The sequence below is a fragment of the Sphingobacterium sp. Ag1 genome (genome assembly GCF_000988325.1).
Lineage (GTDB): Bacteria > Bacteroidota > Bacteroidia > Sphingobacteriales > Sphingobacteriaceae > Sphingobacterium.
In genome coordinates, this window is the sequence record NZ_LBGU01000043.1 from 418,495 (window position 1) to 443,327 (window position 24,833).

General features: G+C 45.3%; 15 protein-coding genes. 10 read left to right on the forward strand and 5 right to left on the reverse strand.

The features are described 5' to 3' along the window. Positions 1 to 395: 395 nt before the first annotated feature. The 3 genes from AAW12_RS19300 (at position 396) to AAW12_RS19310 (ending at position 7,010) form a co-directional block, all read left to right on the forward strand. On the forward strand, positions 396 to 3,503 hold the full coding sequence (locus AAW12_RS19300; RefSeq protein WP_046675247.1) for a SusC/RagA family TonB-linked outer membrane protein: 3,108 nt from the start codon (positions 396 to 398) through the stop codon (positions 3,501 to 3,503). A 15-nt stretch (positions 3,504 to 3,518) separates the two neighbouring features. Next, positions 3,519 to 5,123: a RagB/SusD family nutrient uptake outer membrane protein gene (locus AAW12_RS19305; protein ID WP_046675248.1), complete on the forward strand. Its 1,605-nt coding sequence runs from the start codon at positions 3,519 to 3,521 to the stop codon at positions 5,121 to 5,123. Between the two features lie 252 nt (positions 5,124 to 5,375). Next, positions 5,376 to 7,010 (forward strand): alpha-L-fucosidase, encoded by a 1,635-nt coding sequence (locus AAW12_RS19310; RefSeq protein WP_046675249.1) that lies wholly within the window; start codon positions 5,376 to 5,378, stop codon positions 7,008 to 7,010. Positions 7,011 to 7,015: 5 nt separating this feature from the next. Here AAW12_RS19310 and AAW12_RS19315 read toward each other — a convergent pair whose 3' ends face one another. Beyond that, positions 7,016 to 8,722 (reverse strand): trypsin-like peptidase domain-containing protein, encoded by a 1,707-nt coding sequence (locus AAW12_RS19315; protein ID WP_046675250.1) that lies wholly within the window; start codon positions 8,720 to 8,722, stop codon positions 7,016 to 7,018. A 238-nt stretch (positions 8,723 to 8,960) separates the two neighbouring features. Here AAW12_RS19315 and AAW12_RS19320 point away from each other — a divergent pair, with 238 nt between their 5' ends. From AAW12_RS19320 to AAW12_RS19350, 7 genes are all read left to right on the forward strand, one after another. Beyond that, positions 8,961 to 9,548, forward strand: coding sequence for an RNA polymerase sigma factor (locus AAW12_RS19320; protein ID WP_046675251.1), 588 nt, complete (start codon positions 8,961 to 8,963; stop codon positions 9,546 to 9,548). Positions 9,549 to 9,613: 65 nt separating this feature from the next. Further along, complete coding sequence (locus tag AAW12_RS19325) at positions 9,614 to 10,810, forward strand: FecR family protein (RefSeq protein ID WP_053003829.1); 1,197 nt, start codon at positions 9,614 to 9,616, stop codon at positions 10,808 to 10,810. A 112-nt stretch (positions 10,811 to 10,922) separates the two neighbouring features. After that, positions 10,923 to 14,294 carry a SusC/RagA family TonB-linked outer membrane protein gene (locus AAW12_RS19330; protein WP_046675252.1) on the forward strand — a complete coding sequence of 1,124 codons (3,372 nt, stop codon included), beginning with the start codon at positions 10,923 to 10,925 and terminating at the stop codon, positions 14,292 to 14,294. Positions 14,295 to 14,337: 43 nt separating this feature from the next. Then, on the forward strand, positions 14,338 to 15,831 hold the full coding sequence (locus tag AAW12_RS19335) for a RagB/SusD family nutrient uptake outer membrane protein (RefSeq protein WP_046675253.1): 1,494 nt from the start codon (positions 14,338 to 14,340) through the stop codon (positions 15,829 to 15,831). A gap of 12 nt (positions 15,832 to 15,843) precedes the next feature. After that, positions 15,844 to 16,650: a DUF4843 domain-containing protein gene (locus tag AAW12_RS19340; RefSeq protein ID WP_046675254.1), complete on the forward strand. Its 807-nt coding sequence runs from the start codon at positions 15,844 to 15,846 to the stop codon at positions 16,648 to 16,650. A gap of 1 nt (position 16,651) precedes the next feature. Then, on the forward strand, positions 16,652 to 18,103 hold the full coding sequence (locus AAW12_RS19345; protein ID WP_197084100.1) for a PKD-like family lipoprotein: 1,452 nt from the start codon (positions 16,652 to 16,654) through the stop codon (positions 18,101 to 18,103). 33 nt (positions 18,104 to 18,136) lie between these two features. Beyond that, positions 18,137 to 19,279, forward strand: coding sequence for a TlpA disulfide reductase family protein (locus AAW12_RS19350; protein ID WP_046675256.1), 1,143 nt, complete (start codon positions 18,137 to 18,139; stop codon positions 19,277 to 19,279). Positions 19,280 to 19,413: 134 nt separating this feature from the next. Here AAW12_RS19350 and AAW12_RS19355 read toward each other — a convergent pair whose 3' ends face one another. The 4 genes from AAW12_RS19355 to AAW12_RS19370 all read right to left on the reverse strand — a co-directional run bounded on the left by AAW12_RS19355 (position 19,414) and on the right by AAW12_RS19370 (position 24,832). Further along, positions 19,414 to 20,235 (reverse strand): sialate O-acetylesterase, encoded by an 822-nt coding sequence (locus tag AAW12_RS19355; RefSeq protein WP_231585304.1) that lies wholly within the window; start codon positions 20,233 to 20,235, stop codon positions 19,414 to 19,416. Between the two features lie 100 nt (positions 20,236 to 20,335). Further along, entirely contained in the window at positions 20,336 to 22,066 is a 1,731-nt protein-coding gene (locus AAW12_RS19360) for an RICIN domain-containing protein (RefSeq protein ID WP_046675257.1), read from the reverse strand. 31 nt (positions 22,067 to 22,097) lie between these two features. Then, on the reverse strand, positions 22,098 to 23,783 hold the full coding sequence (locus AAW12_RS19365) for an endo-1,4-beta-xylanase (protein ID WP_046675258.1): 1,686 nt from the start codon (positions 23,781 to 23,783) through the stop codon (positions 22,098 to 22,100). A gap of 23 nt (positions 23,784 to 23,806) precedes the next feature. Further along, positions 23,807 to 24,832, reverse strand: coding sequence for a DUF5627 domain-containing protein (locus AAW12_RS19370; RefSeq protein WP_046675259.1), 1,026 nt, complete (start codon positions 24,830 to 24,832; stop codon positions 23,807 to 23,809). Position 24,833 lies beyond the last annotated feature (1 nt).

Genomic DNA, 24,833 nt, shown 5'->3' on the forward strand with positions numbered 1-24,833 from the left:
GATATTTCTTCAAAAGATGAAAAATTTTGAGGAATTATTTTTTGCGTTAAATTGTTTTTCGTAGCGTGCTGATCGCTGCATTTTTATAAGCCTTCCCGAAAGGCTTTTCCCATAGATTTGCTGTTTTCGTTCGAAAGGCTGGCTTTGAATCTTTAGCTAAAATCAATTGGAGATGTCCTTGATAACAGGTTTTAAACATTTTTACCCTTCTTTTAAATATTCGTTGCAAAGCGATCTTACCGAAACTTCTAGCTTTGTTTTATAACCAATTGGCGAATAGCTGGCTCATTCGAATGACTGATCCGACAAAGGGAATAACGAATAACCAATTTGTATAAATAAATAACCAAGTACTCGCCTCTCGGGGCAAAAAGACATTTATCTCAAAAAAGATTATGAACAGAAATTATGTGTCTTCTTTCTTTTGTTTTCCTAAAGAAAGGAATAGGAAAGTGAAGTGGTTGTTAATGGCTTCCATGTTAATGTCCATTGGACGACTGTCTGCTCAAGAAAAGGTGATCCATGGAAAGATCATAAGTGATCAAGGAAAACCCATTATCGGGGCGTCGATCAAAGTAAAGAATAAAACCCTCAGTACTTCAACCAATGAGAAAGGCGAATTTGTACTCAAGCTCAATCCGGGTGAAATCCTAATTGTATCCAATGTGGGTTATAATCAGGCAGAATATGTAATCGGTAATTCTTCGGAAATTAGTATCCCGCTTGTTGCCGCAGAAATTGCGGTGGATGAAGTGGTTGTTGTGGGCTATGGCAAACAGAAAAAGGTGGATCTGACCTCTTCAATCGCTGTTGTGGAAACCAAAGATCTGGTGAAAGTACCTGGAGGTACAATTGCTACGCTTCAGAGTGCCGTGCCTGGAGTGCAGGTAACCAATGGCGCTATCCGTATCCGTGGCGTTGGATCCATTAACGGAACCGATCCGCTCTATGTCGTGGATGGGATGATCGGCGGAGCTATGCCGGATGAAAATAATATTGCCAGTATTCAGGTTTTGAAAGATGCCGCATCAAGTGCCATCTATGGTTCCCGTGGGGCCAATGGCGTTATTTTGGTCACCACAAAACGGGGTAAAGCCGGAGAGGTGAAGCTCGATTATAATGCCTTCGCCGGCATCAAAAATATTTCCCATAATATACCTCTGCTGAACGGACAGCAACTGGCCGAATTGATTAATGAGGAAATGTACAATAAGGATCCTTCACGCAAAGATTATCTGGCCGCGCTGTCTAAACCCTCCGACATCGGGCAGGGGTATAATATGATGGACGAATTGCTGCAGACGGGCAATTATCAACGGCATAATCTCTCGGTTTCCGGCGGATCTCAAAACGCCAATTTTCGGCTTAGCGGTATCTATGCGACAGACAAATCCATTATTATTCAAGATAAAAATAAGTACTATGGCACCCAATTTATCTCTGATTTTACCAAAGGAAAACTCAAGATAGGCGAAACCCTTTCCTTAGGTTACACCCGCCGCAACTGGAGCGACAAAAATATCATCGATGCGCAAAAGTGGTCCTCGACATTACCGCTCTACGATGCCAACAGCAGCACTGGTTTTGCCGGAGCTGGCAATGGAACGGATGTGCAGAGTGCATTGGCAAATGCATACCTCAATAAAAACGTCAATGACAACTTTTCGGTAAACGGCAATGCCTGGGCTACTTATGAGATCATCAAAGGACTGGTATATAAATTTAACATGGGCATTGATCTTAGCCGCATACGCAATGAAGGCTATATTGGTAATTACTCCGTTGGTCAATATCAGAACCATAATCCGGATGAACTTAATATTTCCAGCAGTCAGAATAACCGCTGGTTGTTTGAAAACACGCTGACTTATGAAAACAGCTTTGGTAAGCATGCGATTTCGGCTTTGGCGGGAATCACTTCAGAAGAATCCCGGTATAATGCTGTCAATGCTGGGGCCCGCGGTTTGCCGAGTCCGGATGTTTTGATCCTTAATTCGGCATCCCTGGCGAGTTCCCGTCTTGTGGGGTCAGGTGTGGGACAGTCGGCCATGTATTCCATGCTGGGGCGTATCAACTATAATTATGACAATCGTTACCTGTTGACTTTTAACATGCGGCGGGATGGATCGGCCAACTTCAGTAATCAATACCGCTATGGAAATTTCCCTTCGGTATCTGCAGGCTGGCGCATCAGCCAGGAATCCTTTATGAAAGCGTTTCCTGCAATCAGCGAATTGAAGCTCCGGGCTAGTTACGGGCTTCTGGGTAATTCGGATATTGCACAATATCAGTATCAACGGACGGTTAGTTTCGACCATGTCTGGTATTACCTGAACAATGTGATGGTCACGGGGGCCCTGCCACAGACTCCCTCGAATCCGAATGTAAAATGGGAAAGTCAGTATTCAACTGATCTTGGTCTCGATCTGGAGCTTTTTGATCATAAATTGGCTTTGACAGTTGATTACTATAATAAAAAGACCGAGGACATGCTGATCAATGTACCCATTTCGTTTACCGCAGGCTATGGTAACAACTTTCCCGTGCTGAATGCCGGTAGCATACGGAATCGGGGCTGGGATATCCTGGCTTCCTACAAAGATCAGGTCGGTAATTTTGGCTATCGTATCGGCGCCAATATTTCTTTTGTGAAAAACCGCGTGCTGAGTCTGGGCAACAATAATGAAATTTTATGGGGAAGTATCTCTCCTGGGGGTGAAAACGTCACAAGAACAGCAGTTGGTCGTTCGGTAGGGGAATTTTGGGGCTACACCACCAACGGTTTATATACCAGTCAGGCACAATTGGATGCTGATAAAGCTTTTGCGCCCCATGCAGCATTGGGCGATGTACGCTTCAATGACCGAAATGGCGACAAGGTCTTAAATGATCAGGATAAGGACTTCTTGGGAAGCCCGATACCTGATTTTAGCTATGGTTTCAATGCTGACGTTAACTACCAGAGTGCTATTGGTACCTTTGACCTATCGATGATGTGGCAAGGAAGTCAGGGAAACGATATCTACAACAATAGCCGATACTGGGGCGAGGGGATGTACCATTACTACAATAATTTTGCGTCAACACTTGATCGCTACCGCGCAGAAGAACTTGTCTTCAAAAATCCCATATCCGGTGAAACGACCATCTATCCCAAAAATACAGATACCGATATTCCACGTGCTGTACTCGGCGACCCGAATCAAAATTTAAGGGCATCCAACAGGTTTGTGGAGGATGGTTCTTATCTGCGGCTCAAAGTCGTCAACATTGGTTACAGTTTTTCAAGTCCTAGACTTGAACGTTGGAAGATCGACCGACTGCGGTTTTACGTAGGCGCAAAAAACCTACTGACCTTTACCAAGTATTCAGGTTATGATCCTGAAGTGGGCTCGGGCGATACACGCTCCAATCTAAGCCGTGGTATCGATGGGCAAACGCCTTGGGGGTTGAGCTTTCCAAATTCAAGAGAGTATTTTATGGGTATTCAATTTACATTCTAATCCCTTATTGACATCATGAATAGAAAATATATAAAACTCGCAGCTGCTGCATTGCTGATACAGTTTTCAAGCTGCAAACCGAATCTGGATCTCTCCAACCCGCAGGAATTGTCGACAGACACCTATTATAAAACAGCAGATCAATTGGAAAATTCGGTCATACCGGCCTACCAAGCGTTAGTCGGCCGCACACAGGGGGGATATGCGCGCAGTTTGTATTTCGAGCTCTTGGCTCCTGGGGATGATTATAATCATACCTTCAAATGGGAACCCATGTATCAGGATACCTACAATACCCCTGCGAGCGATGGGATGGCAGCCCAGACCTGGAGAGATTTTTGGAACGGGGTGTTTGCGGCTAATTTAGCCATCGATCGGATTCAGAAGTTTGAAGGCGAAATAGATCAAAATAGAAAGAATAGACTCTTGGGAGAAGCGTATTTTTTAAGAGCGCTGAACTATTTGCACCTGAGCATGTTGTTTGGTGAAACCATTCCGCTGATCAATAAACCTGTCGAGACCAACGAAGATTACTATCCCGGCAATGCACAGGCGGGGGCCGTATATGCCCTAATCGTGGATGACTTTAAGAGGGCCTCGGAATTGTTGCCAACGCGGGCAGCACTCTATGCCGACAGTAAAATGATCGGTCGGGCAACCAAAGGTGCAGCACAGGCTTACTTGGCTAAAACCTACCTGTACAAACCGATTTTGGCAAAAGGACAGGCAGCGGATTTTGCAAATGCCGAGATTCAATTGAAAAGCGTTATTGATAGCAAGGAATATCAATTGATGTCCGCATACAGCGATAATTTTTTGGAAAAGAAAGAGAATAATCAAGAATCGGTTTTCGAGGTGCAACTTTACAATGGCCCGGGTTGGCTAGGGGACGATATATCGAGTTCATGGCGGTGGCAGGAAATCGGAATGTTTGACGGAACGGGTGGTGCCTGGTGGAATCTGGCGCCCAATAAAATGGCACATGATGAATTTGAAGAAGGAGATCCCCGGAAATATATGACGCTTTGGTGCGAGAATGGTGCAAAGTTTACGCAGCTGGACGGTAAGGTCACGACCTATACGGACTGGATGAAAAACCTGGCGACCAATAAAGATTTCTTTGGTACCCGGAAATATTGTCCGGATGTTCAGATCGCTGACTTTGATAATGGCAACAATGATCGTATTTTTCGCTATAGCGATGTGCTGCTGCTTTATGCGGAATGTCTCAATGAACGTGGCGATATCGCCGGAGCGAAACAATACATCAACCTGGTGCGTAAGCGCGCCAATAATATCGTTCCGGATGAGCAGCCACACCTATGGTATCAAAAATCCAATGGAACAATTCCTGATGTAGATGGATTGATCGCCCAGGGATTAGTAAAAAACGGCGTTCCTTTAAATACGATCAAAAATATTATCGTGCATGAGCGATTTGTTGAATTTTTGGGTGAATATCAACGTTATTTTGACCTGTTACGGTGGGGGATGGCCAATCCAAGCTGGCTGGAACCTTTAAAAAAAGGCGGCTGGTCTACCAAAGCAATGTTCTATCCTTTTCCACAGTCGGAATTGGACAACAATAAAAATTTGAAAGGCAATGATATGAACAATTGATCTGGGAAAATAAATGTTTTTATTTATTCATAGTTAGTGTTAGGTGGAGGTGTCCTTTTTAGGGCGCCTTTTTTTGGTTCAACTGATCAAAAAGAATCCTGTGTCGATATTGTACTAGTATTGATCGATTATGTAGTTTCTTTCCTGATCCAATACAGGTATTTTTGGTATTCAAGTAGATAACAAATTATAAACCGGATGCCTTTGTCGTGCTATTTGTGTCGAGGCATTCTGATCGAAGATCATTGTATAATGGACAGAAGAACAGCAATTAAGTTTCTCGGTGCAACTATTCCGACGCTTTTCCTTGGCAAATTTAGCGCTGCACACACCTATTTGGGAAGAGTACCTTTTCATCCCGACTGGCGCTCACTTGAAAATTATCAGGTACCTGATTGGTTTAGGGATGCCAAATTTGGTATATGGGCACATTGGGGCCCTCAGTGTCAGCCGGAAAGGGGCGACTGGTATGCACGCGGTATGTATCAAGAAGGATCCGATCAATACCAGTATCATCTCGAAAAATATGGACATCCTTCCGTTTTTGGTTTCAAGGATGTGATCCATCAATGGAAAGCCGAAAATTGGAATCCGGAAGAGCTGATGGACCTCTATAAAAATGCCGGTGCCCAGTATTTCATGGCCCTAGCCAATCATCATGATAATCTGGATCTTTTCCGCAGTAGCCACCATCAATGGAATAGCGTCAATGTTGGCCCCAAAAAAGATATTGTAGGCGGCTGGGAGCGTGCTGCCAAAAAACGAGGACTCAAATTTGGTGTGAGCGTTCACGCAGCCCATGCCTGGACCTGGTATGAGACAGCGCAACGAAGTGATAAAGCCGGAAAGTTTGCCGGAATACCATACGATGGGAAGCTGACAAAGAAAGATGGCGTCGGAAAATGGTGGGCAGATTACGATCCACAGGAGCTCTACGCTCAGGATCATGAGCCTAGTTTAGATAGCAAAGACGACAACACGGTTCATCGGCAGTGGCATTGGGATGTCGCCTCCGGCGTGAGCGTACCGCATAAAGCGTACTGTGAAAATTTTAAAGCGCGCACCCTGGAACTGATGGATAACTACGAGCCCGACATGGTTTACTTCGACGATACGGTACTGCCGCTTTATCCAATCAGCAATGTTGGACTGGAGATCGCGGCCGACTTTTATAATAAAAGTATGCAGGCAAACAAAGGCAAGGTTGATGTGGTCATCAACGGTAAAATCCTGAATGAACAGCAACGGAAATGCTTGGTATGGGATATCGAACGGGGACAGAGCAATACCATTGAACCGCAGCCCTGGCAGACCTGCACTTGCATAGGTTCCTGGCATTATGATCGCCGGATTTATGAGAATAATCAGTATAAATCGGCCAAAACCGTCATTCACATGTTGATTGATGTAGTTAGTAAAAATGGTAATTTACTATTGAGCGTACCCTTGCGCGGCGATGGTTCTATCGACGATAGGGCGAAGGAAGTGGTACAAGGCATAGGAAGCTGGATGGCCATACACAAAGAAGCCATTATTGGAACGCGTCCTTGGCGCATTTTTGGTGAGGGACCCGCACAAGAGGAAGCTCCTACATTGCATGTGCAGGGCTTCAATGAAGGAAAAGGTAAAGCTTTTACCGGCGATGATGTCCGTTTTACGACAAAGGGAAATACAGTGTATGCCTTTATTATGGGAACAACGACCGGAACGCAGATTACAATCAAGTCATTGGGCCGTTCGAGAGGCCATACGCGAAAGCTCAGTCAGGTAGAGCTGCTCGGAACGGATGATCGGATTTCCTTTCGACAACTCGACAATGCCCTGCAAGTATCGCTACCCGACGACTTCGTTCAAAACAATATTGCGACAGTATTAAAAATTACCTGATAACATCATCTTTTTGAGCTGCTAATGAGGTGTTGTGCTTTGGATAAAATGTCCAGAATAGTATCTCGGGGGATAGCAAGGCAAGCTGTATGACTAAAGCGTGCAATATTGAGTCCTATAAAATTGCCTTCGCTGTCGATGATCGGACTTCCGCATTCGTCGGCATGAATACGGGAATCGTGGAGAAATACACGTGGAAAATTATCCCTGCGCGTTGATTTTCCTTTGGGAATGTGATTGGCGGGATGTGGGTTTTGCTGCACTGCCCATTTGGACAGAATGACCTGGGTATATAGCGCCGTCACCCCGCGACGGAATTGAACTGCTAGTGTATCGCCTGCAGAAAATTGTTGCATGGCAGCATTGATTTTGAGGGCACTTGCAACATCCTGGCCGTTTAATGCCATGATTTGATCTCCAATACGAAGTCCAGCCCGTCCTGCAGCACCCATACTGTCCACTTTTGTTAAGGTTGGAAGACCTGCAATCTCCTGCATCTGCGCATCGAACGTGCCCGGAATAGGTATGCGTGGAAAGGTTCGCGGCGGCATGCCTAGGACACCGCTTTTACGTTTATTGTCTGCAAGCAGCGACCACAGCTTTATACCGAGTAAAGAATCAGGAATGGCTAGTCCGGTGTTCGCCGATACAGTGATTGCCGGAAATTTATGATCACTTATAAGTGCGATCAGGTCGTTTTCTTCATCTCTAAGCAGGATCTTCAAAGCATAGGTGCTGTTGTGGAATTTGGCCATTGGCGCTGCGCCAATCTGGCTACTCTTGGATAATATCACCTGCTTGTTGTTTGCCAGATTAAATGCGGTGCCTAATATATACATGCTATCTCCCTGCAATGTACTGTGGATAGGGATAGACTGAACATTTGTTTTGGGGTCTTGTGTCGGCTTTTTGATTCCGAATACCACGAGGTTTTTCGCTAAGGGATCGCTACCGATTGAATCAGTAGCAGTGGGGTAACTGTTTATTGCAACCGGATGGGTCAGCGAGCTCCAATAGATGCGATAGCTGTTTATAGGTACTTCAAAATTGATGCCCTCCGCAGCATCGATACGACTATGTAGGCCAATTACGCGGCCTAAGGCGTCAAATAATGGACCGCCGGAATCACCGGGCTCCATAATACTGCTACTTTGAATAAAACCGTAGTCATCCATTTTTTTTAGAATGCGCCCAGTGCGGAGAAAAGGGATGTTGAAGGGCAGGGTTTCGGGATAGGATAATCCAAAGCAGGGTTGCTTTTCGGCGATGGATGACGACCAGCCCATTTCAGCAAAGGGCCAAGGACCTTCGCCCTGCATCTTCATCATCGCAATATCGGGCAGGTTGCTCTGTTGGTCGACGACCAGTCGTCCGAGCGCTTTGGCAACACCCTGCTTGCCATCAGGAAAAATCACCCGATAAAAATTGCCCGGCTTGGTGGAATGCGCCACCGTAAGGATCGTTCCATCCGAGCGCACGATGACTCCACTGAAAGGCGCACTGTTTTGCTGACTGCTCGCACTGTCTATGCCGAACATTTTTATGGAAGCCGCTAGCGCTCGGTCAATAAAAGATCTCGGTATCTCGCGGTCAGCGGTCTGCTTATGCTGCGCTAAGCAGTAATTGAAGCCTGTAATCAAGCACAAAATTGTCCAGATAATGAGGTATCGGAGAAAGGTGCTTTCAGAAATTTTGTTGGAGCAAGGTGTCATAGGGCAAATAGGTTGATTTATTGGATTAGGTTTTGCTTTAAAAAGCGACAGCTCAAAGGTAGGGCATTTGTCAACGAAAAAACAAGGGTAGGGAAACAGTTCTGAATAAATTACTGACCTGAGCTTGTTTTTTATGTGCTTGGCTGAAAAATTTATGGCTTGATGAGGTAAATGGTGAAAATTAATTTAGTTATCTTTAACCACGAAAAGATGAACTGCTAGCTAAACCGATCTACCAATGAACTATACGAGCGAAAAAGAGCTGCTTGAAGATTTCCTCAACGGGGAGGAGCAGGCTTGTGCGCATGTATACAACCGTTATTTTAGTCGCATTTGTTTATACGCATCGAGCTTTGTGGATGAAAGCAAAGAAGCGGAAGATATTGCCGAGGAGGGATTTCTCCGCTTATGGCAGAGCAGACGGCGTTTTGAAAGTTTATCACATCTGAAGGCGGCGCTTTATCAGGCTACGCGTCATGTAGGCATCAATCACCAGACCGCTCGGCAGCGAAGATTGAATCGAGTCGATAGTTATGTGGCACAACAGGAACAGAATCAAAAATCTTACCTGCATGAAATTGTGTATACCGAAGCCATGGCCGAACTCTACGAAGCCATTCAGAAGCTGCCACCCAAAGCACGTGAAATTATACAGCTGAGCTACCTCGAAGGCAACAGCAATCAGGAAATTGCGGATCTATTGCAACTAAATATTCAAACAGTAAAAAATCAAAAGTTACGTGCCCTAGGCCTGCTACGCCAACATTTAAAACGCGATTCCTTTAATTATCTACTCTCATTGATCGTCCTTTTTGGAAAAATTTAATTTTTTTTAATTGTCTTTGGTACTTTTTTAAATCGGCGTGGTATCTATAGATGAAATAGCGTAAAATGGACCCTAAAGAAGAAGAAAAACTTATCCGTATCAGTTCGCTTGTCCTCCGTGAAATGCGGGGAACGCTCAGCGGCGAAGACCGTCTTTTTTTGGAACGCTGGCTGCAAGAATCCGTGATGAACAAACAGATTTATTGGCGTTGCCTGGATGAGGAGCAGCAGCGTGAGGCTTATGCCAGTCTACAGCATTTTGAAAAGCAACGTAATTTTGAGTCGATAAAAGCTAAGCTTTCCTTTCGTTCTTCAACCAAAAGGTCTGGGCTGCTGCAGCGTCTATGGCCTTATGTTGCTGCCGCTAGTGTGCTGTTAGCACTTTCGGTTGTGTGGTATTGGAATCAGGATAACAGCCGGCCGGTTCAAACCCAATTTGAGGCTGTAAATGACCGCCTTCCGGCTTCCCATCGGGCGATTATAACACTCTCAGATGGTAGACAATATGCTTTGGATAGGGGCGAAAAGCAAGTCGTGATCGATGGCGGAGGTATACGTTATAACGATGGTCATGAAGTGGCGTCGATCGATGCAGCGGTATCTGCCCGGATAGAAACTCCGCGTGGTGGTACCTACGAGGTCACTTTGCCCGATGGCACTCAGGTGAAGCTAAATGCTGGGACTACACTTGCTTATCCGACGGTATTCGCGAAAGACAGACGCGAGGTCAGTCTCCAGGGCGAGGCCTATTTTGAAGTTGCAAAACGCAAAGATCAACCTTTTATTGTGCACACCAAAAATCAACAGGTGCAGGTGCTTGGAACGCATTTTAATATCAATGCCTATCCGACAGCAGCACAGACAAAAACAACCTTGCTGGAGGGAAAAGTACAGGTAAAAGAATTGATCAAAGGCCAAAAAGTAACCTTGCTCCCCGGCGATCAGTCGGTCAATGCCGGAACGCAGCTTACCAAGCATCCGGTCAACATAGCGCAGGAAATGGCTTGGGTATATGGCAAATTCAACTTTGACGGAAAATCACTTCGGCAGGTCATGGATGAACTGTCTCAATGGTATGCGGTTGATGTGGTTTATAAGGGCGATGTACCCGATGTTTCCTTCTTCGGGGGAACATTCAGAACGAGCAAGTTATCAACGATCCTAAAAATATTAAAAGACCAGGACCTGTCCTATCATTTGACGGACGATGGGAAACTCATCATTGAAAAAAATAATCCTAAAGCACAGAAAGGAGGGCAGTAAAGAACGTAAAATTATACTTGACCAAACGATATGAATTAACAAATTGAGCAGTGGATCTTGTCATCTATGCAATCGATCCTGCAATCTAACCTAACTAAACGAACTAGAATTAATGAAATTAAGTTGTTTTTCACAAGCGACCAGACCCTTTTTATGGCTCATTTTGGCTGTCTTGCTACAGCTGGGTCATAAGGTAAATGGGCAAACCGTAACCTATGCCGGGCGCAATGTTCCACTGATGGATGTGCTGCAGGTGGTCAAAATTCAGACGAACTATGAAGTGCTCGGAGCCAAAAAGATATTGGAGTCGGCGAAGCCAATTTCAATTAAAGCGGACAAAATGCCGCTTAAATTATTTCTTGATAAAATTTTAAGTCCGCAGGAAATCGGCTACACGATTGAATCGAAGACGATTTTCCTGGAAAAAAAAACAAGTCCACGGAAATCCGAGCCCAAAAACCTCCCCCCGGTAGAAAAATCATCCCAAAAACAGATTCGCGGACAAGTCCTTGGAAGAGACCGTACGCCGCTTTCCGACGTGAACATTTCACAGCTGGGCAATACCATCGCAGTGGCCGATAAAGAGGGACGTTTTTCTTTTGTCGGTACAATGCAACCGCTTACATTAAGTCGGGTGGGCTATAAAAACTACACGCTCGCCTTGGTCGAAAACAAAGATGAGTATAGTGTAGTGATGGAAGAAGAAGCGAATGCACTAGAGCAGGTCGTTGTTACCGGTTATCAGGTACTAAAAAAAGATTCCTATACCGGAACTGCTATTACCAAAAGTGGCGATGAACTACGGCAGGTCAATCCGCAGAATGTGCTGCAGGCCATGCAAGTGTTCGATCCATCATTTAAATTGCTCGACAACAATCTTGCTGGATCCAATCCCAATGCTTTGCCAAATATCAATGTGCGTGGATCTTCTTCATTGCCCACTGGAGGGAATGAAGTGCTGCGAAGGGATAATATCACGACCACAATCAATATGCCGGCCTTTATATTAAATGGTTTTGAAGTAAGTGTACAGAAGGTGCTCGACCTGGATATGACCCGCATTGAAAGTGTCACGATCTTGAAAGATGCTGCTGCAACCGCCATATATGGTTCGAGAGCGGCCAACGGTGTGATGGTCATTACGACCAAAATGCCCAAGGACGGTAAATTGCAGTTGACTTATACGCATGAGAGCAATGTGAATATGCCCGACCTGACAGGATATGATGTATTGCATGCTGCTGATAAATTGGCTTATGAGAAGCTGGCCGGGCTGTATGATGCCAAGATTCAGCGGCAGCAACAGGATGCCTTGGATGAACTGTATTATCAAAAGCTGGCCAATGTCCTTGGCGGTGTGGATACCTATTGGCTGTCACAGCCTGTACGGACTGCGGTAGGGCAAAAGCATGGCCTTTATCTGGAAGGTGGTTCGGAGACGTTTCGTTATGGCGTGGACATGCGTTATCAGACCAGGCCCGGTGTGATGAAAGGATCGGGAAGAAATCAATATTCGGGCGGATTAAACTTTAGCTATAACCTCAAAGGTAAATTTAGATTTCAGAACGAGCTTGCCGTAACAGTGGTCGATGGACGTGAATCTCCCTATGGAAATTTTGCGGATTATGTCAGAATGAATCCTTATTACCGCATGACAGATGATCAAGGAAATATAATACAGGAGGCCGATGTATGGACAAGGGTAGCAAATTCGGGAAGTGCACAACGGGAATATGTCTTGAATCCACTTTACAATGCGACGTTGAATAGTTTCAATAAACTGGGATATACCGAATTGCTGAACAATTTCTCCGGTGATTTTGACCTCAGCAATGGACTGCGCCTGCGGGGACAGGTGAGTTTGTTGAAACGCTTGAATACCGATGATAATTTCCGCTCTCCCTTAGCCAATGATTTTTATTTCTATCCTACAGCACAAACAGATGAAAAGGGTAGTTATACCAGCTATACAAATAATGAATTGTATTGGGATGCAAACATACGGCTCAATTGGATGCGTACGATTGATCTACATAGCTTCAATGTGGTCGGGGGAACCAATATCCGGACGGAAAGCTATGATGAGCGTTCTTTCAAAGCGATAGGCTTTCCGAATGACCGATTTACCAGTGTGGGATTTGCCAAAGGATATGCTGAGAATGCGAGTCCTTCGAGTAGCTTGGGTGCCTCCAGGCTATTTGGTGCCTTTCTCAGTGCTAATTATTCGTATGATAACCGTTATCTGATGGATGCTACCGTCCGTATTGATGGCTCCTCCAAATTTGGGTCCAACAAGCGTACTGCTCCATTTTGGTCGACGGGAATCGGCTGGAATATGCATAAGGAAAAATGGTTTGCCAACAATGTGGTCAGCCAGTTGCGGCTCCGTGCTACGATAGGACTGACGGGGTCTGTACAGTTCGATCCTTACATGTCGCGGACAACCTATAGTTATGATAAGAGCAATTGGTATTCCTCAGGGTTGGGAAGTACGGTCCGTAATTATGGTAATGAAAATCTGACCTGGCAGAAGACCCAGAGTACCGATGTCGGTCTTGATCTTGGACTTTGGCACGATCGTCTGACACTTTCGCCACGCTACTACCATAAGATTACCCGAGATATTTTGGCCGATATCAACTTGGCTCCTTCTACGGGATTCAGCTCTTATAAAGAGAATCTGGGCGATCTTGAAAACAAAGGATTTGAACTCAACGCCAATTGGATTGCCCTTAAAAAAGAAAAATGGACGCTGAGTCTATTGGCAAATTTGGTACGGAACAGAAATAAAATCGTACGTATTTCAAATGCACTGAAGAGCTACAACGAACGCGTCGATGAAGCACAGCAGGGGAGTGATTTAATGGCCGTACCCTTGCTTCGATATAAAGAAGGTCAGTCGTTGGACGCCATATATGCCGTCCCATCCTTGGGGATAGATCCGGAAAACGGCAAGGAAGTGTATATCAAAAAAGATGGCACATTGTCGTATGACTGGGATGCACGGGATATTGATGTCGTCGGGGTGGCCACACCAAAAATGGAAGGATTTTTCGGCGGGACACTACGCTATAAGCAATTTATGATGGTCGCTTATTTCCAGACGCGGATAGGAGGTAAAACCTATAATCAAACCTTGGTAGACCGTGTCGAAAATGCTGACCCGCGTTATAATGTGGACAGTAGAGTCCTGGAGGAAAAATGGAAAAATCCTGGCGATGTGACCTTTTACAAAAGCATACAGGATCTGGGGCAAACGCGGGTTTCCTCGCGTTTTATCATGCCTGACAATTTATTTGCCCTGCAGTCACTGAATCTTTCTTACGATGCTGGAAAAGCGCTGTCGAAAAAATTGGCGCTGTCGAGCCTGCGTGTTGGACTTGTTGCAAATGATATTTTTCGTTGGTCTTCGGTGAAAGTAGAACGCGGAATTACGTACCCATTTGCCCGCAGTGTGACTTTTACCCTACAGGCAGGATTATAAAAGATGGTAAGTCCCATCCTACGGATGGAAAAAATATGTACAGATGAAGAAGTTAACTATAGTTTTAATACTGTTCACAGCCCTGAGTACGCTTTCTTGCTCCAAGTGGCTGGATATACAACCTGAAAGCGAAATCGACAAGTCGGTCCTCTTTTCTACCGAGGACGGTTTCAAGGAAGCCCTGATCGGCGTATATACGCGATGTGCTAAAGATGATCTTTATGGCAAGGAGCTGACCATCGGAACGCCAGAAGTGCTTGCGCAGAACTATGCGCTGTCAAGTAATGATCCCTTGCGTTATCAACAGACCAAATTGTTTAAATACAATGATGGTAACTTTATTGGTCGAAAGGACAATATCTGGAAGGGTTTATACAATGGTATTGTCAATGCCAATCTGATACTTGGTGAAATTGACCGTAAAAAGCAGTTATTTACGGGAAGCAACTATCAATTGATCAAAGGGGAGTCGCTGGCTTTGAGAGCCTACCTACATTTTGATGCTTTACGCCTATTTGGTCCGGCTCCGGTTGTGAATGACAAAATTGAAGCCATTCCCTATGTAACGACCTATTCCAATAAATCCACTAAACTGTCCACGGTGTCACAACTTCTGGATTCGGTGATCCGGGATCTGGAAGACGCTAAAGAATTGCTCAAGGTTGATCCCATCCGCATGAAATCCTACGTGATTGGTTATCCTACCGTCGGAGACACCTTGAAAAATTCAGAACTGCAGGATAAGAGTCTCTTTTTACAAAACAGAAGGCACCGGCTCAACTATTATGCCGTGTGTGGGCTGCTAGCGCGTACCTATCTCTATAGTGGAGATAAAGTAAAGGCATTGCTGAACGCACGTGAAGTGATCGATGTCAAAAAATTTCCATGGACCAATGCCACGGATTTCCTTGCCGTCGATGCGGATAAAAAAGATCGGATTTTCTATAAAGAGCTATTGTTTGCCTGGTACATCCCAGGCATGAACAGCACCTATAACAACGACTGGTTCCAGGATAACAACAGCGCGATTTATCTAGATCAGGATGAAGCAAAAACCATTTACGAGGTTGCAGGAGCCGGTGGCGGTGACATGCGCTATACGCAATGGTTTGGAACGGTAAGTGTTGGGAATTCCTTTATATCATCTATTCACAAATATCGAAGGAATACACTGGGCGACAGTTTTGCAGCCAATCTGCATTATTTGGTCGCGCCTGCGATCCGCTTGTCAGAAATCTATTATATCGCTGCTGAATGTAGCTACGAGACATCTCCCGCTCAGGCTGCAGCATGGCTCGATGAAGTACGTGAACATCGCGGCATTGGTCAGAAAGTAGATATATCAACCGATTCCAAACTTCGAAACGAACTTCTTAAGGAATACCGTAAGGAAATGTTTGCCGAAGGGCAATTGTTTTTTGCCTATAAGCGGCTCAATGTACCAATTGTCGGACAGCAAGGCACCACAATTCCAGCCAGTCAACAAATTTATGTTTGGCCGCTGCCTGATGATGAAATAATTTATGGACAACGGTAAATAGTAACCAAAATGAAAAAAAATATTTTATTACTTCTGCTACTGCCGCTGCTGCTACTGTGGTCTTGTAAAAAGGCGGTTTTAACGACTTACGATAGGTCGGCTAATGTTTATTTCGATCTGAGCGACACGGATCGGGATAGCATTGTATACACCTTTGCCTATGATATGACCAAGGCACAGGATACCGTTTTTGTTCCTGTCAAAGTGATGGGATACCGTGATCAGCAAGCGCGACAATACGAGGCTTTCGTGGAAAAGGATTCATCAACGGCCCGTGCTGATCTGCATTATGAACAGTTGAAACCGGCCTATACCATAGAAAGTGATGCAGGCCGGGCACAGTTGCCCATTATCGTACACAATATCAGCGAACTTGAAAATCAATCTGTATCACTGCTCATAAAACTAAAGGCAAGCGATGACTTTGGTGTTGAAAATCCAGCCTTGATACGCGCGCGCATCATAATTTCTGCCCGATTGGAGCAACCGGCCTGGTGGACCATGTGGCTTGATAATTATTCGCGGGTAAAACATCAGCTCTTCTTGATTGTGACTGAACAGCGCTCGCTTTCTACAGTCGGACTTGATGCACCCAAGAATCTCTACTTTGTCAATCTCCTGCTGATGATGCTCAATGATCCTTTTAAATGGGTGAAAGATCACCCGGAAAAGAATTATGTGCTGAGCAGTAAAGACGACGGACAGACCTATCAGTTCTATCACGTGGACAATCCAAACCGAAGCATCTTATTGAGAAAGAATAGCGCTTCGGGTAAGTATTATTTTATAGATGAATCAGGAAAGGAAGTCAGATAAGATGAAAAGAAATGTAAAGAGATCAAGAGCAATACTATTTTTTGCCATTGCGGCTTTAAATTTAGTGGTTTTGGGTAGCTGTTATAAGGACAAGGGGAATTATGCCATCGATATGCCTGAGGGCCCGCAGATTACCGGATTGGATACTTTGTATGAAGCTTCGGTTGGCGATAGTCTTATTATAGCACCTAAAATTACGGGCATCGATGCGGCTTCACTGAAATGTAACTGGCGCATCGATGTACCGGAGGCAATTGTCCCCGAAGCCAACCACTACGAAGGGCCCACCCTACGCATCGTTTTTGGGCTTCAGGCCAAAAGATACACGGCGCGTCTTACGGTGACCAATACGGCAAATGGAATGAAATATTTCTATAATTTCAAAATCCAGGGAGCGACGGCTTTTTCGCGAGGATCACTTGTGTTATCCATCCAGAATGGGGTCAGTAAGCTGTCCTTTATAAAACCTGACAACAGCGTACAAGCCAATATTTATGAGGCGATCAATCGCGAACCATTACCACCTGATCCGATGCATATCCATTACCTCAAAAATCAGTTCACGGGAAATACCCCATTAGGATACTGGATTATTTCCAAACAGGCAGGTGTGCGCCTCGATGTCAACAACTTGGTTAAAGAAGCGGTGAAGCCCGGTACGCTGCACGATAACTTTTTTCTAGCTCCCGCAACGATTGCTGTCGGAAATTTGCTCGCTCATCCGCAAGGAGTAATGATGGGCGTCATTAACGGCAAATTTTATGGCGGAACAACGAATACCTGGGATCAATCGAATACCTATGGTATGTTTGGAACTTACGCGGATGGGGACTATGAATTGGCACCGGAAATTATATTGACAACCGTCGACAACAACTATAGTGTAATTGCTTTCGAAAAAAATAAAAAGCAGTTTATCCGAATCAATATGTATGGCAGTCCGATGTATTTTGGTACCCAGTATAGTCCCCTAAATACTGAAATTTTTGATCCGACAAAGGTGGGTATGGATCTGATTAAAATGGTACAGATCAATAACACAGATACCTACGCTTATGTGAAGGATGGTAGCGGCCAACTGTATGAACTGAAGTTCAATGCAAATTTTAACGGACCGTTTATGATTACGGCAATACATAAGAGACTCTTTATAAAACAAGAATGGATAAATACCGAAACAAAGATGGTGGCCACCCGCAATGGGTACATCTATGTGGCCTACAAAAATCAGGTGTTTCGCTATAATCCGCTCAATCAGCAGGTGGAACTGTTGAAGGCAGCCATCAAATCGGATGTCAGCCTGCTCAAACTGGATGATGATGAGAATACATTGATTGCGGGGGCAGAAGGCGCGCTGTATTATATAGATATCCGGGTAGGGAAAAACGGCGAGCTGCTTAAAACAATTGACGGTCTTCCCGGAAATCCCGTGGATATGACCTGGCGTAAGTAAAAAAAGAACAATATACAATCTAATTATATAAACATGAAAAATTTAAAAATAGCTGCCTTAGCGCTGGCATTTTTGCCCTTGACATTATTTGCGCAACAAGCCGGTTTTCAGATCAAAGGAACTGTACCACAAGCTTTCAATGGCAAAAAAGTGTATCTCGATTACACAAAAGATGGATTTCCAGCCTCGGATTCATCGGCTATTGTGGATGGCAAGTTTAGTTTCAAAGGAACGGTGGAGGAGCCAGCTTACTCCCGAATGGTGTTTGATCAGGACGGTAAGGGTAAATTGATCGCACAAAATATTGGCGATCGATTATATTTTTATTTGGGTAATGAAACTTACAACATGACCATCAAAGATTCACTGCGTACCGCTGCCATAAAGGGGGCGCCCTTGCATAACGCCTATGTCGCTTATTTAAATGAGATTGGCGGTGGTTTTATGGATATTATTGATGCGGGTAACAAGGCCTTTTCGGCCGTAAAGCAGGATGCTCCTGATGCCAATGAGCAGTATAAGGCTATCCATGAGAAGTTTGAGGCGCGATTTGAGGCGCGACGGGTTAAAGAGCTGGCATTTGCTGCCAAAAATCCCAATTCAATCTTTGCGGTGGACGCGCTTATTGATGCGGCCAATAAACGCAAGCTCAGTGAGATCGAACCTTTGTTTTTGAAGCTTTCCAAAGAGGTGCGTCAAATGACAAATGCGCGACAGTTGGAAGCACGTTTCCTAGCGGAGAGAAGTGTGAAAATCGGTAATAAGGCACCTGATTTTTCCCAGCCAGATACGGAAGGGAAATTGGTCAACGTATCCGATTTTAAAGGTCAGTATGTGCTGATCGACTTTTGGGCAAGCTGGTGTAGTCCCTGCCGTGCTGAAAACCCCAACTTATTGAAGGCATACAACAAATATAAAAATAAGGGCCTGGAAGTGCTCGCGGTTTCGCTGGATGATACAAAAGGAAAAAATGCCTGGTTAAAGGCCATTAAGGATGATGGATTGCCTTGGATACATGTCGCCGATCTAAAGGGCTGGAGCAATGAGGCAGCAGTGCTGTATGGCGTGCGTGCCGTACCGCAAAATTATCTGGTGGATCCTCAAGGAAACATTGTTGCTATCAATATCAAAGGTGAACTGTTACACCAGGAATTAGCCAAAATTTTTGGAAATTAAAGGACAACAGTATGTACTGTTATTGCCTTAAGCCATAAAGGATACTATTATTAGAACGAATGGCCATATCGATCATGGTGTGTATCACTATGGCTGATTATCTGTAAAGGCTAGGGATTGATTCCCTAGCTTTTTTATTTCGTTGTTTTTTTTAGCAATTTAAGCATGCTTGCCGCATAGTTTTTGCCTAGCTGCCGGTATCCCGCAGGACTGAAATGTAGTCCGTCGCCAATACCTGCACAGCCTTTGGAGGAGATGATATGGGCAGTAGGGATGGTAGCGGGCAGTGTCTGAATGATAGCGTTCATGCTTGCGCATTTACCGCCGGCTTCGGCCGAAAGGAGTTCGCCGGCAAGCAGCGGGACATCTTGGGCGCTCAGGTGCAAATCGCGCAGGAGGCTTTCATAGACTTTTTTTACTTTATTGGGCCATTGCCGATCGCCAGTGTTGGACTCACCCTGATGAAGCAAAATACCTTTGATAACACCTTTCTGCTGCGCCATCCTGGCTAGGGCTACCAGTCTCTGATAAGGATTGTTGTCATAGGCAGCAAGCATGGATTTCATCCATTCCGGTGACTTTGCAACATAACTTGCTGTGCTGTCCTGATCAAATAATTGAATATGACAGCCACCTACTGAAACGTTGATGACACCGACCTCAATATTTTTGGGAAGATTTTCTACAAGTGTTCGGCCAAAATAATCTGCAGGTGTAAGTCCGGTGTGGCAGCGTGTGAGTGGTGCCCGGGCCGGCGACCATTGGCCATATTGCCGCTCTAAATCGGGGCAATCTACTGCCGATAGTACCTTGAACCGTTCGATGGCCATGGTATCCTGGGGTTCGAATTTACCGTGCCCTTCCATATTGGATTGTCCAAAGCAAAGGTAAATATGGAAGTTTTTGTCTTGGGCGAACGCTGCTGTACCTGAAAAACCGTATAGAAGGAAGATCATTAACAGGATTTTAAATTGTGTTTGTCGCATGGTGAAGTTTTTCATGTGATTAAAATAAACTATTTCGCGGTAAGAATAGCTTACCGCGAAAAGATGACCTTTAGTTCATCGCTATAAATTTGAATTTAAACAACTGACAGGATGTACCATAGTAATCCCAAAGCTGCAGATTGGAGTTGCCATCCATCGTGCAGTTGGGTACATCCCAACCGCGTGTGGCATCTACCTTTGAGGTAATTTTGTAATAGCCATTAGCTACAGCTGTGACCTTCCAGGCCTGCGCATCATTGCCATAGTTCTGCCAGAGCCGGATGGCAGTTCCGAGTACATTGCTGTTACTTGTCAGATCGATGCAACGACTGCTTGCGCTTGCTTTGGAGACAAAGCGCCAGTAACCATTGCCTGCATCGATGGCTACCCAGCGCTGTGCGTTTGCACCATTTCGGGTCCAAGGTCTGAGTGCTGCACCGTTGGCATCTTCCCCTGATTTCAAATCAAGGACTTTGTTGGCATCGGTCTGAAATTCAATTTCGTAAATCCCATTGTTCACCAAGCTGGTGACGGTGCAGTTAGACATGGGGTAATTGGAGGCGGCATATTGCTGAAACCATTGTTTGCTCGGTGCAGCGCAGGCATCCCAATCGTTATTAAAGGCGGTGCCGGCATTGGGGTCGCCTTTATGGAGCAGGTCGTCGGGAGCAAGGAGGTTCCAGCTGACATTGCCAGACTGATCGACGATATATTTCAAATTTGCACCAAAACCATTACCACCAGCGGTGCCCGTAGATCCTGTGCCGAAAGTACCATATCCCTGTGGAGCCCAGTCGGTCTCTGTAATAGCGATTGGCGCAATGTCAGCAATAGGTTTGACATTGGTATTCCAGGCATTTTGGAAAGCTTGATAGGTATTGACACCGCCCCAATAACCGGGATAAATGTGTACCGCATAGCCAATGTTGCCACCCGTAATCTGGTTATTGACGTAGCCTTGGTAATGGGATTGCCAACCGGTACCGGGTATCCAGCAGACGTTGTTGGCTCCGTTGTTACGGATGATATTGACTAAGGGCTGAAAGAAATTTTTCAGCGCGGCAAAATGTTCATTTCCCGTCATTCCCCAAGTACCGTTCGTCCCAAGGATTTCAACAGGTTCGTTAGCCAATTCAAACATCACATTGTCTGCATTTTTTAGGGCAGTGTGCTGCGACAGAAAAGTCCATACGGTCTTGAGATAGGTATGATAAGCATCATTGACGGCGATACGGTGCGGACATACACCTGGAGGACGTAAGATGACATACATACCGCGGCTGCGGGCATGATTGATTAAGGGTACAATGACCTGGTCAGTGTAGGTAACCAGACGATTGTAGTTGAACCTTGAGATATCGTCTTCGGGAATGGGTGCACCTGGATCATTGGTCCAATAAGGATCAATATGCAGACGGATATAATTGAGGTACCAACCGTCGGCGGCGCTGCTGAGCTTGTCCATGACCGCCTTGTTGTAATTGAGTGCGCCCTGCACATTGTAATTGTCCCAGGTGCAGTAGCCCGAGTTGGCTCCATACTGACAGCCATTGAACCAAGGGCTTGGTGTAATGGCTACCCCGTGCAGGACAATATTATTGTCACAGGGATCTTTGAGGTACTTGCCACCGACATGTAGGGTAGGGGTTGGCCGCGGCCAGCTTGTAACGGCTTGCGCGGAAACATTGGATTTAAGACTTCTTTCGGATTCGCTGATCAATGTTTTTTCTTCCAGCCGCGAGCAGCTGGAAAAAATAGCTAATAAAAAGATCAGCAATAACCACATGTTGTTTGTTCTCATAATTTACATATTTAAAGGGTGATTAATGATCTTATTTTTTAGCTGACAATGCCTCAGCAACAGCCTGATAGGCTGGCTTTCGAACAAATCCTTCGGTCCATAAGCCGATGGGCTCTCCACGTCGCCAGAATGAACCCTCTTGGTCTGGACTATCCAACGGGCTCCATAGGGTGATACCGTACTGTTTATCCTTGGGAATGATCTCGAGGTATTTCTCAATGACAAACTTGTATAAGTCAGCCTGTTTCTGATACATTTCAGCTGTTGCATTGCTGGTCTTTATGCCGTTTCCAAGGCCGATATCGAGCTCAGACACTTTAATCAGCTTGCCTGTTGCGGCCAATAGATTGAACATGCTGACGATTTGGTCTTTACTGGTATTGATATCGATGTGCATCTGGGTGCCGATTCCATCCACTTTGGCCCCTTTGCCTTCGATGTAGCCGACATAGGCGATGAGCCCTTTACATTTGTTGCCACTGCCTTCCAAGCCATAGTCATTGATGAAAAGGAGATCATTGGCATTACCATATTTGCGGGCAAACTGGAAGGCTTTCACGGCATAATCTTTACCCAAATAATCCTGCCAGTAGAATTCATCATCCGCCAGATCGGTTTTGCCGACTCCCGTCTTTAGGGCATATTGGTCGGGCCAGTCGGACATCGGTTCGTTGACTACGTCCCAAGCCTTGATGTAGCCTTTGGTTTTCTCAAGCATGCCGGCAATAAATGTCTCCAGCGCTTTCGCGAGAATGGCTTCTTTCTCGGCAGGGGTTTTCTCGATCGTGCTGCCCCCAGGGCTTCCATAACCTTCGCCATTGGCGGACTGCGCTCTGGAGGAATTGTTTCCCCAGCCAAACCAGCCATCAATATTGTTTTCAAAATCACTGTTGGCAATAAGGCTTGCCGAATTACCTGTTTTTGTCAGCACGACTTTGTCGATGAAAATAGTTCCATCATATTGACCAAAATTGATGATAAAACGGTTACGCGCTGCAGTTGCGGTGACTTTGAGTTCGTATTCTTTGTAGCTTGTTGTTAATGCCAATGAACCCATATTGTCGCCCGTATAATTGGAGGTGCTCTGCAGATCGATACCAATGTTGCCCGCTTTACTGCCCCGGGCTACAATCTTCAATACATATTCTTTCCCTATTTCCGTTGGGTTAATGTCTGTGGCTGTCTGTGCTTCCCAGGCATTGACAACAGAGGGATTGCTCATTTTTAGTGCATGTCCCGCTAGAGCTGGTCCTCCAGAACCTGGTATAACCACAGGAGCTATTAACTTATTCAGATAGGCGGCATTCTGTCCCGAATGCCAGCACAACGTGTGGCCATACAGTGCCATGTTGTTTTCCTGTGCAGCTGTGATCAGCTGTTCTACACGAGATAGATTCAGGCTTCCGTCGGCTTGCACAATGGAACCATGCTTCATTTCATAGCCCATCACCATTTCTTCGAAATTACGATTAGCCAAGCGGTAGAGTACTCCTTTATTAAAATAATCGTTCATATTGAGCGCGACACCAAGTTTAAATGCGGGGTTTGCCTGTTTGTCTAAATAAGTTTTCAGGGGATTGTAGGCATTTATATCTTCCTGCGCCAGCACTTCCTGCGGTTTATCAACAGCAAATTCCAAGGGTTGATATTTGGAGCAGGAACTCCAGACAGTGCCGAGCGAAAGTAGGATGACGATAGTTTTATTGATTTTTTTCATCGTTGTTCGTTATTGAATTGATACTACTTTTTGACGGGCGTAAAAGTTTCCATTTTTACGGATCGGTCCCGCATAACGAGGGTATCCTTGCTTGTGACGGTCATTTGTGCCATATCGATCGTGTAGGATAGATATAGTGCATCTCGGTCTGCATTGCCCCAGCTGTTTTTTTCGCCCCGTTTGACGAATTTTCCACTTCCGGTAGCTGATACGCCGGCACTAGCTGAGCTAACACTGCAATTGTTGTCGTCGTCAAAAGATAGGTTCAGATTGACATTGATATTGACATCACCTGCTCCCTTAAAAGATAGGGGCAAGACTGATTTCTTAAGTGCTGCCGTACTGATGTTTTTGACTTCATCTTTTTCGACGTAGGCCTGATGCCTGACAACGCTTTTTGTCAAGCTACTGTTGGCGCCTTTGCCAACGATCTGATCGGTACCGCGGCGAAGGTAATTGCCATGCCAGGGATTGATATATTTGAGGGCATAGAAGATAAAATCTTTCGGTGCAGCGTCCCAGTCGGATGCAATTGCCCTATTGGCGGTCTGTAATGAGGTTTTACCGGAGAGTATTGAATCGGCATTGACAACCTTTGTCATCCGGAGCGGTAAAACGTAATAGGTTTCCAACGACTTGGGGTCGGCAAAAAACGCGTCGGTCAGCTGTACCTCCACACCGCCCGTGAGGCTACCGCTGGGAATGCTGATCTGGTTGCTGGCAAGCTGATAATAATTGTCAGGCAGTGCGGTAACAGCCTGCCCATTTGGGTAGTGAAGCCCATTTGTGAGACTGTTGTCGACAACGAAGTCGATACGAATATCTTTTTTGTTGTTGTACACGCCGCCTGTAGTTGCCATGACTTTGACCTTATGTTGGTTGTCGAGGCTATTGTCAAAGATGTCTTCGCCCAGGGTCACTGTTCTGACCGGTGTCTGATAAGCGAAGTATACCGATTGAAATTCAAAGTCAGGGAACTCCCAGTCGTTATTTTTGCAGGACGCCAAACTTACTAAAGCCATTGCGTACAGGATATTGATTTTTTTCATC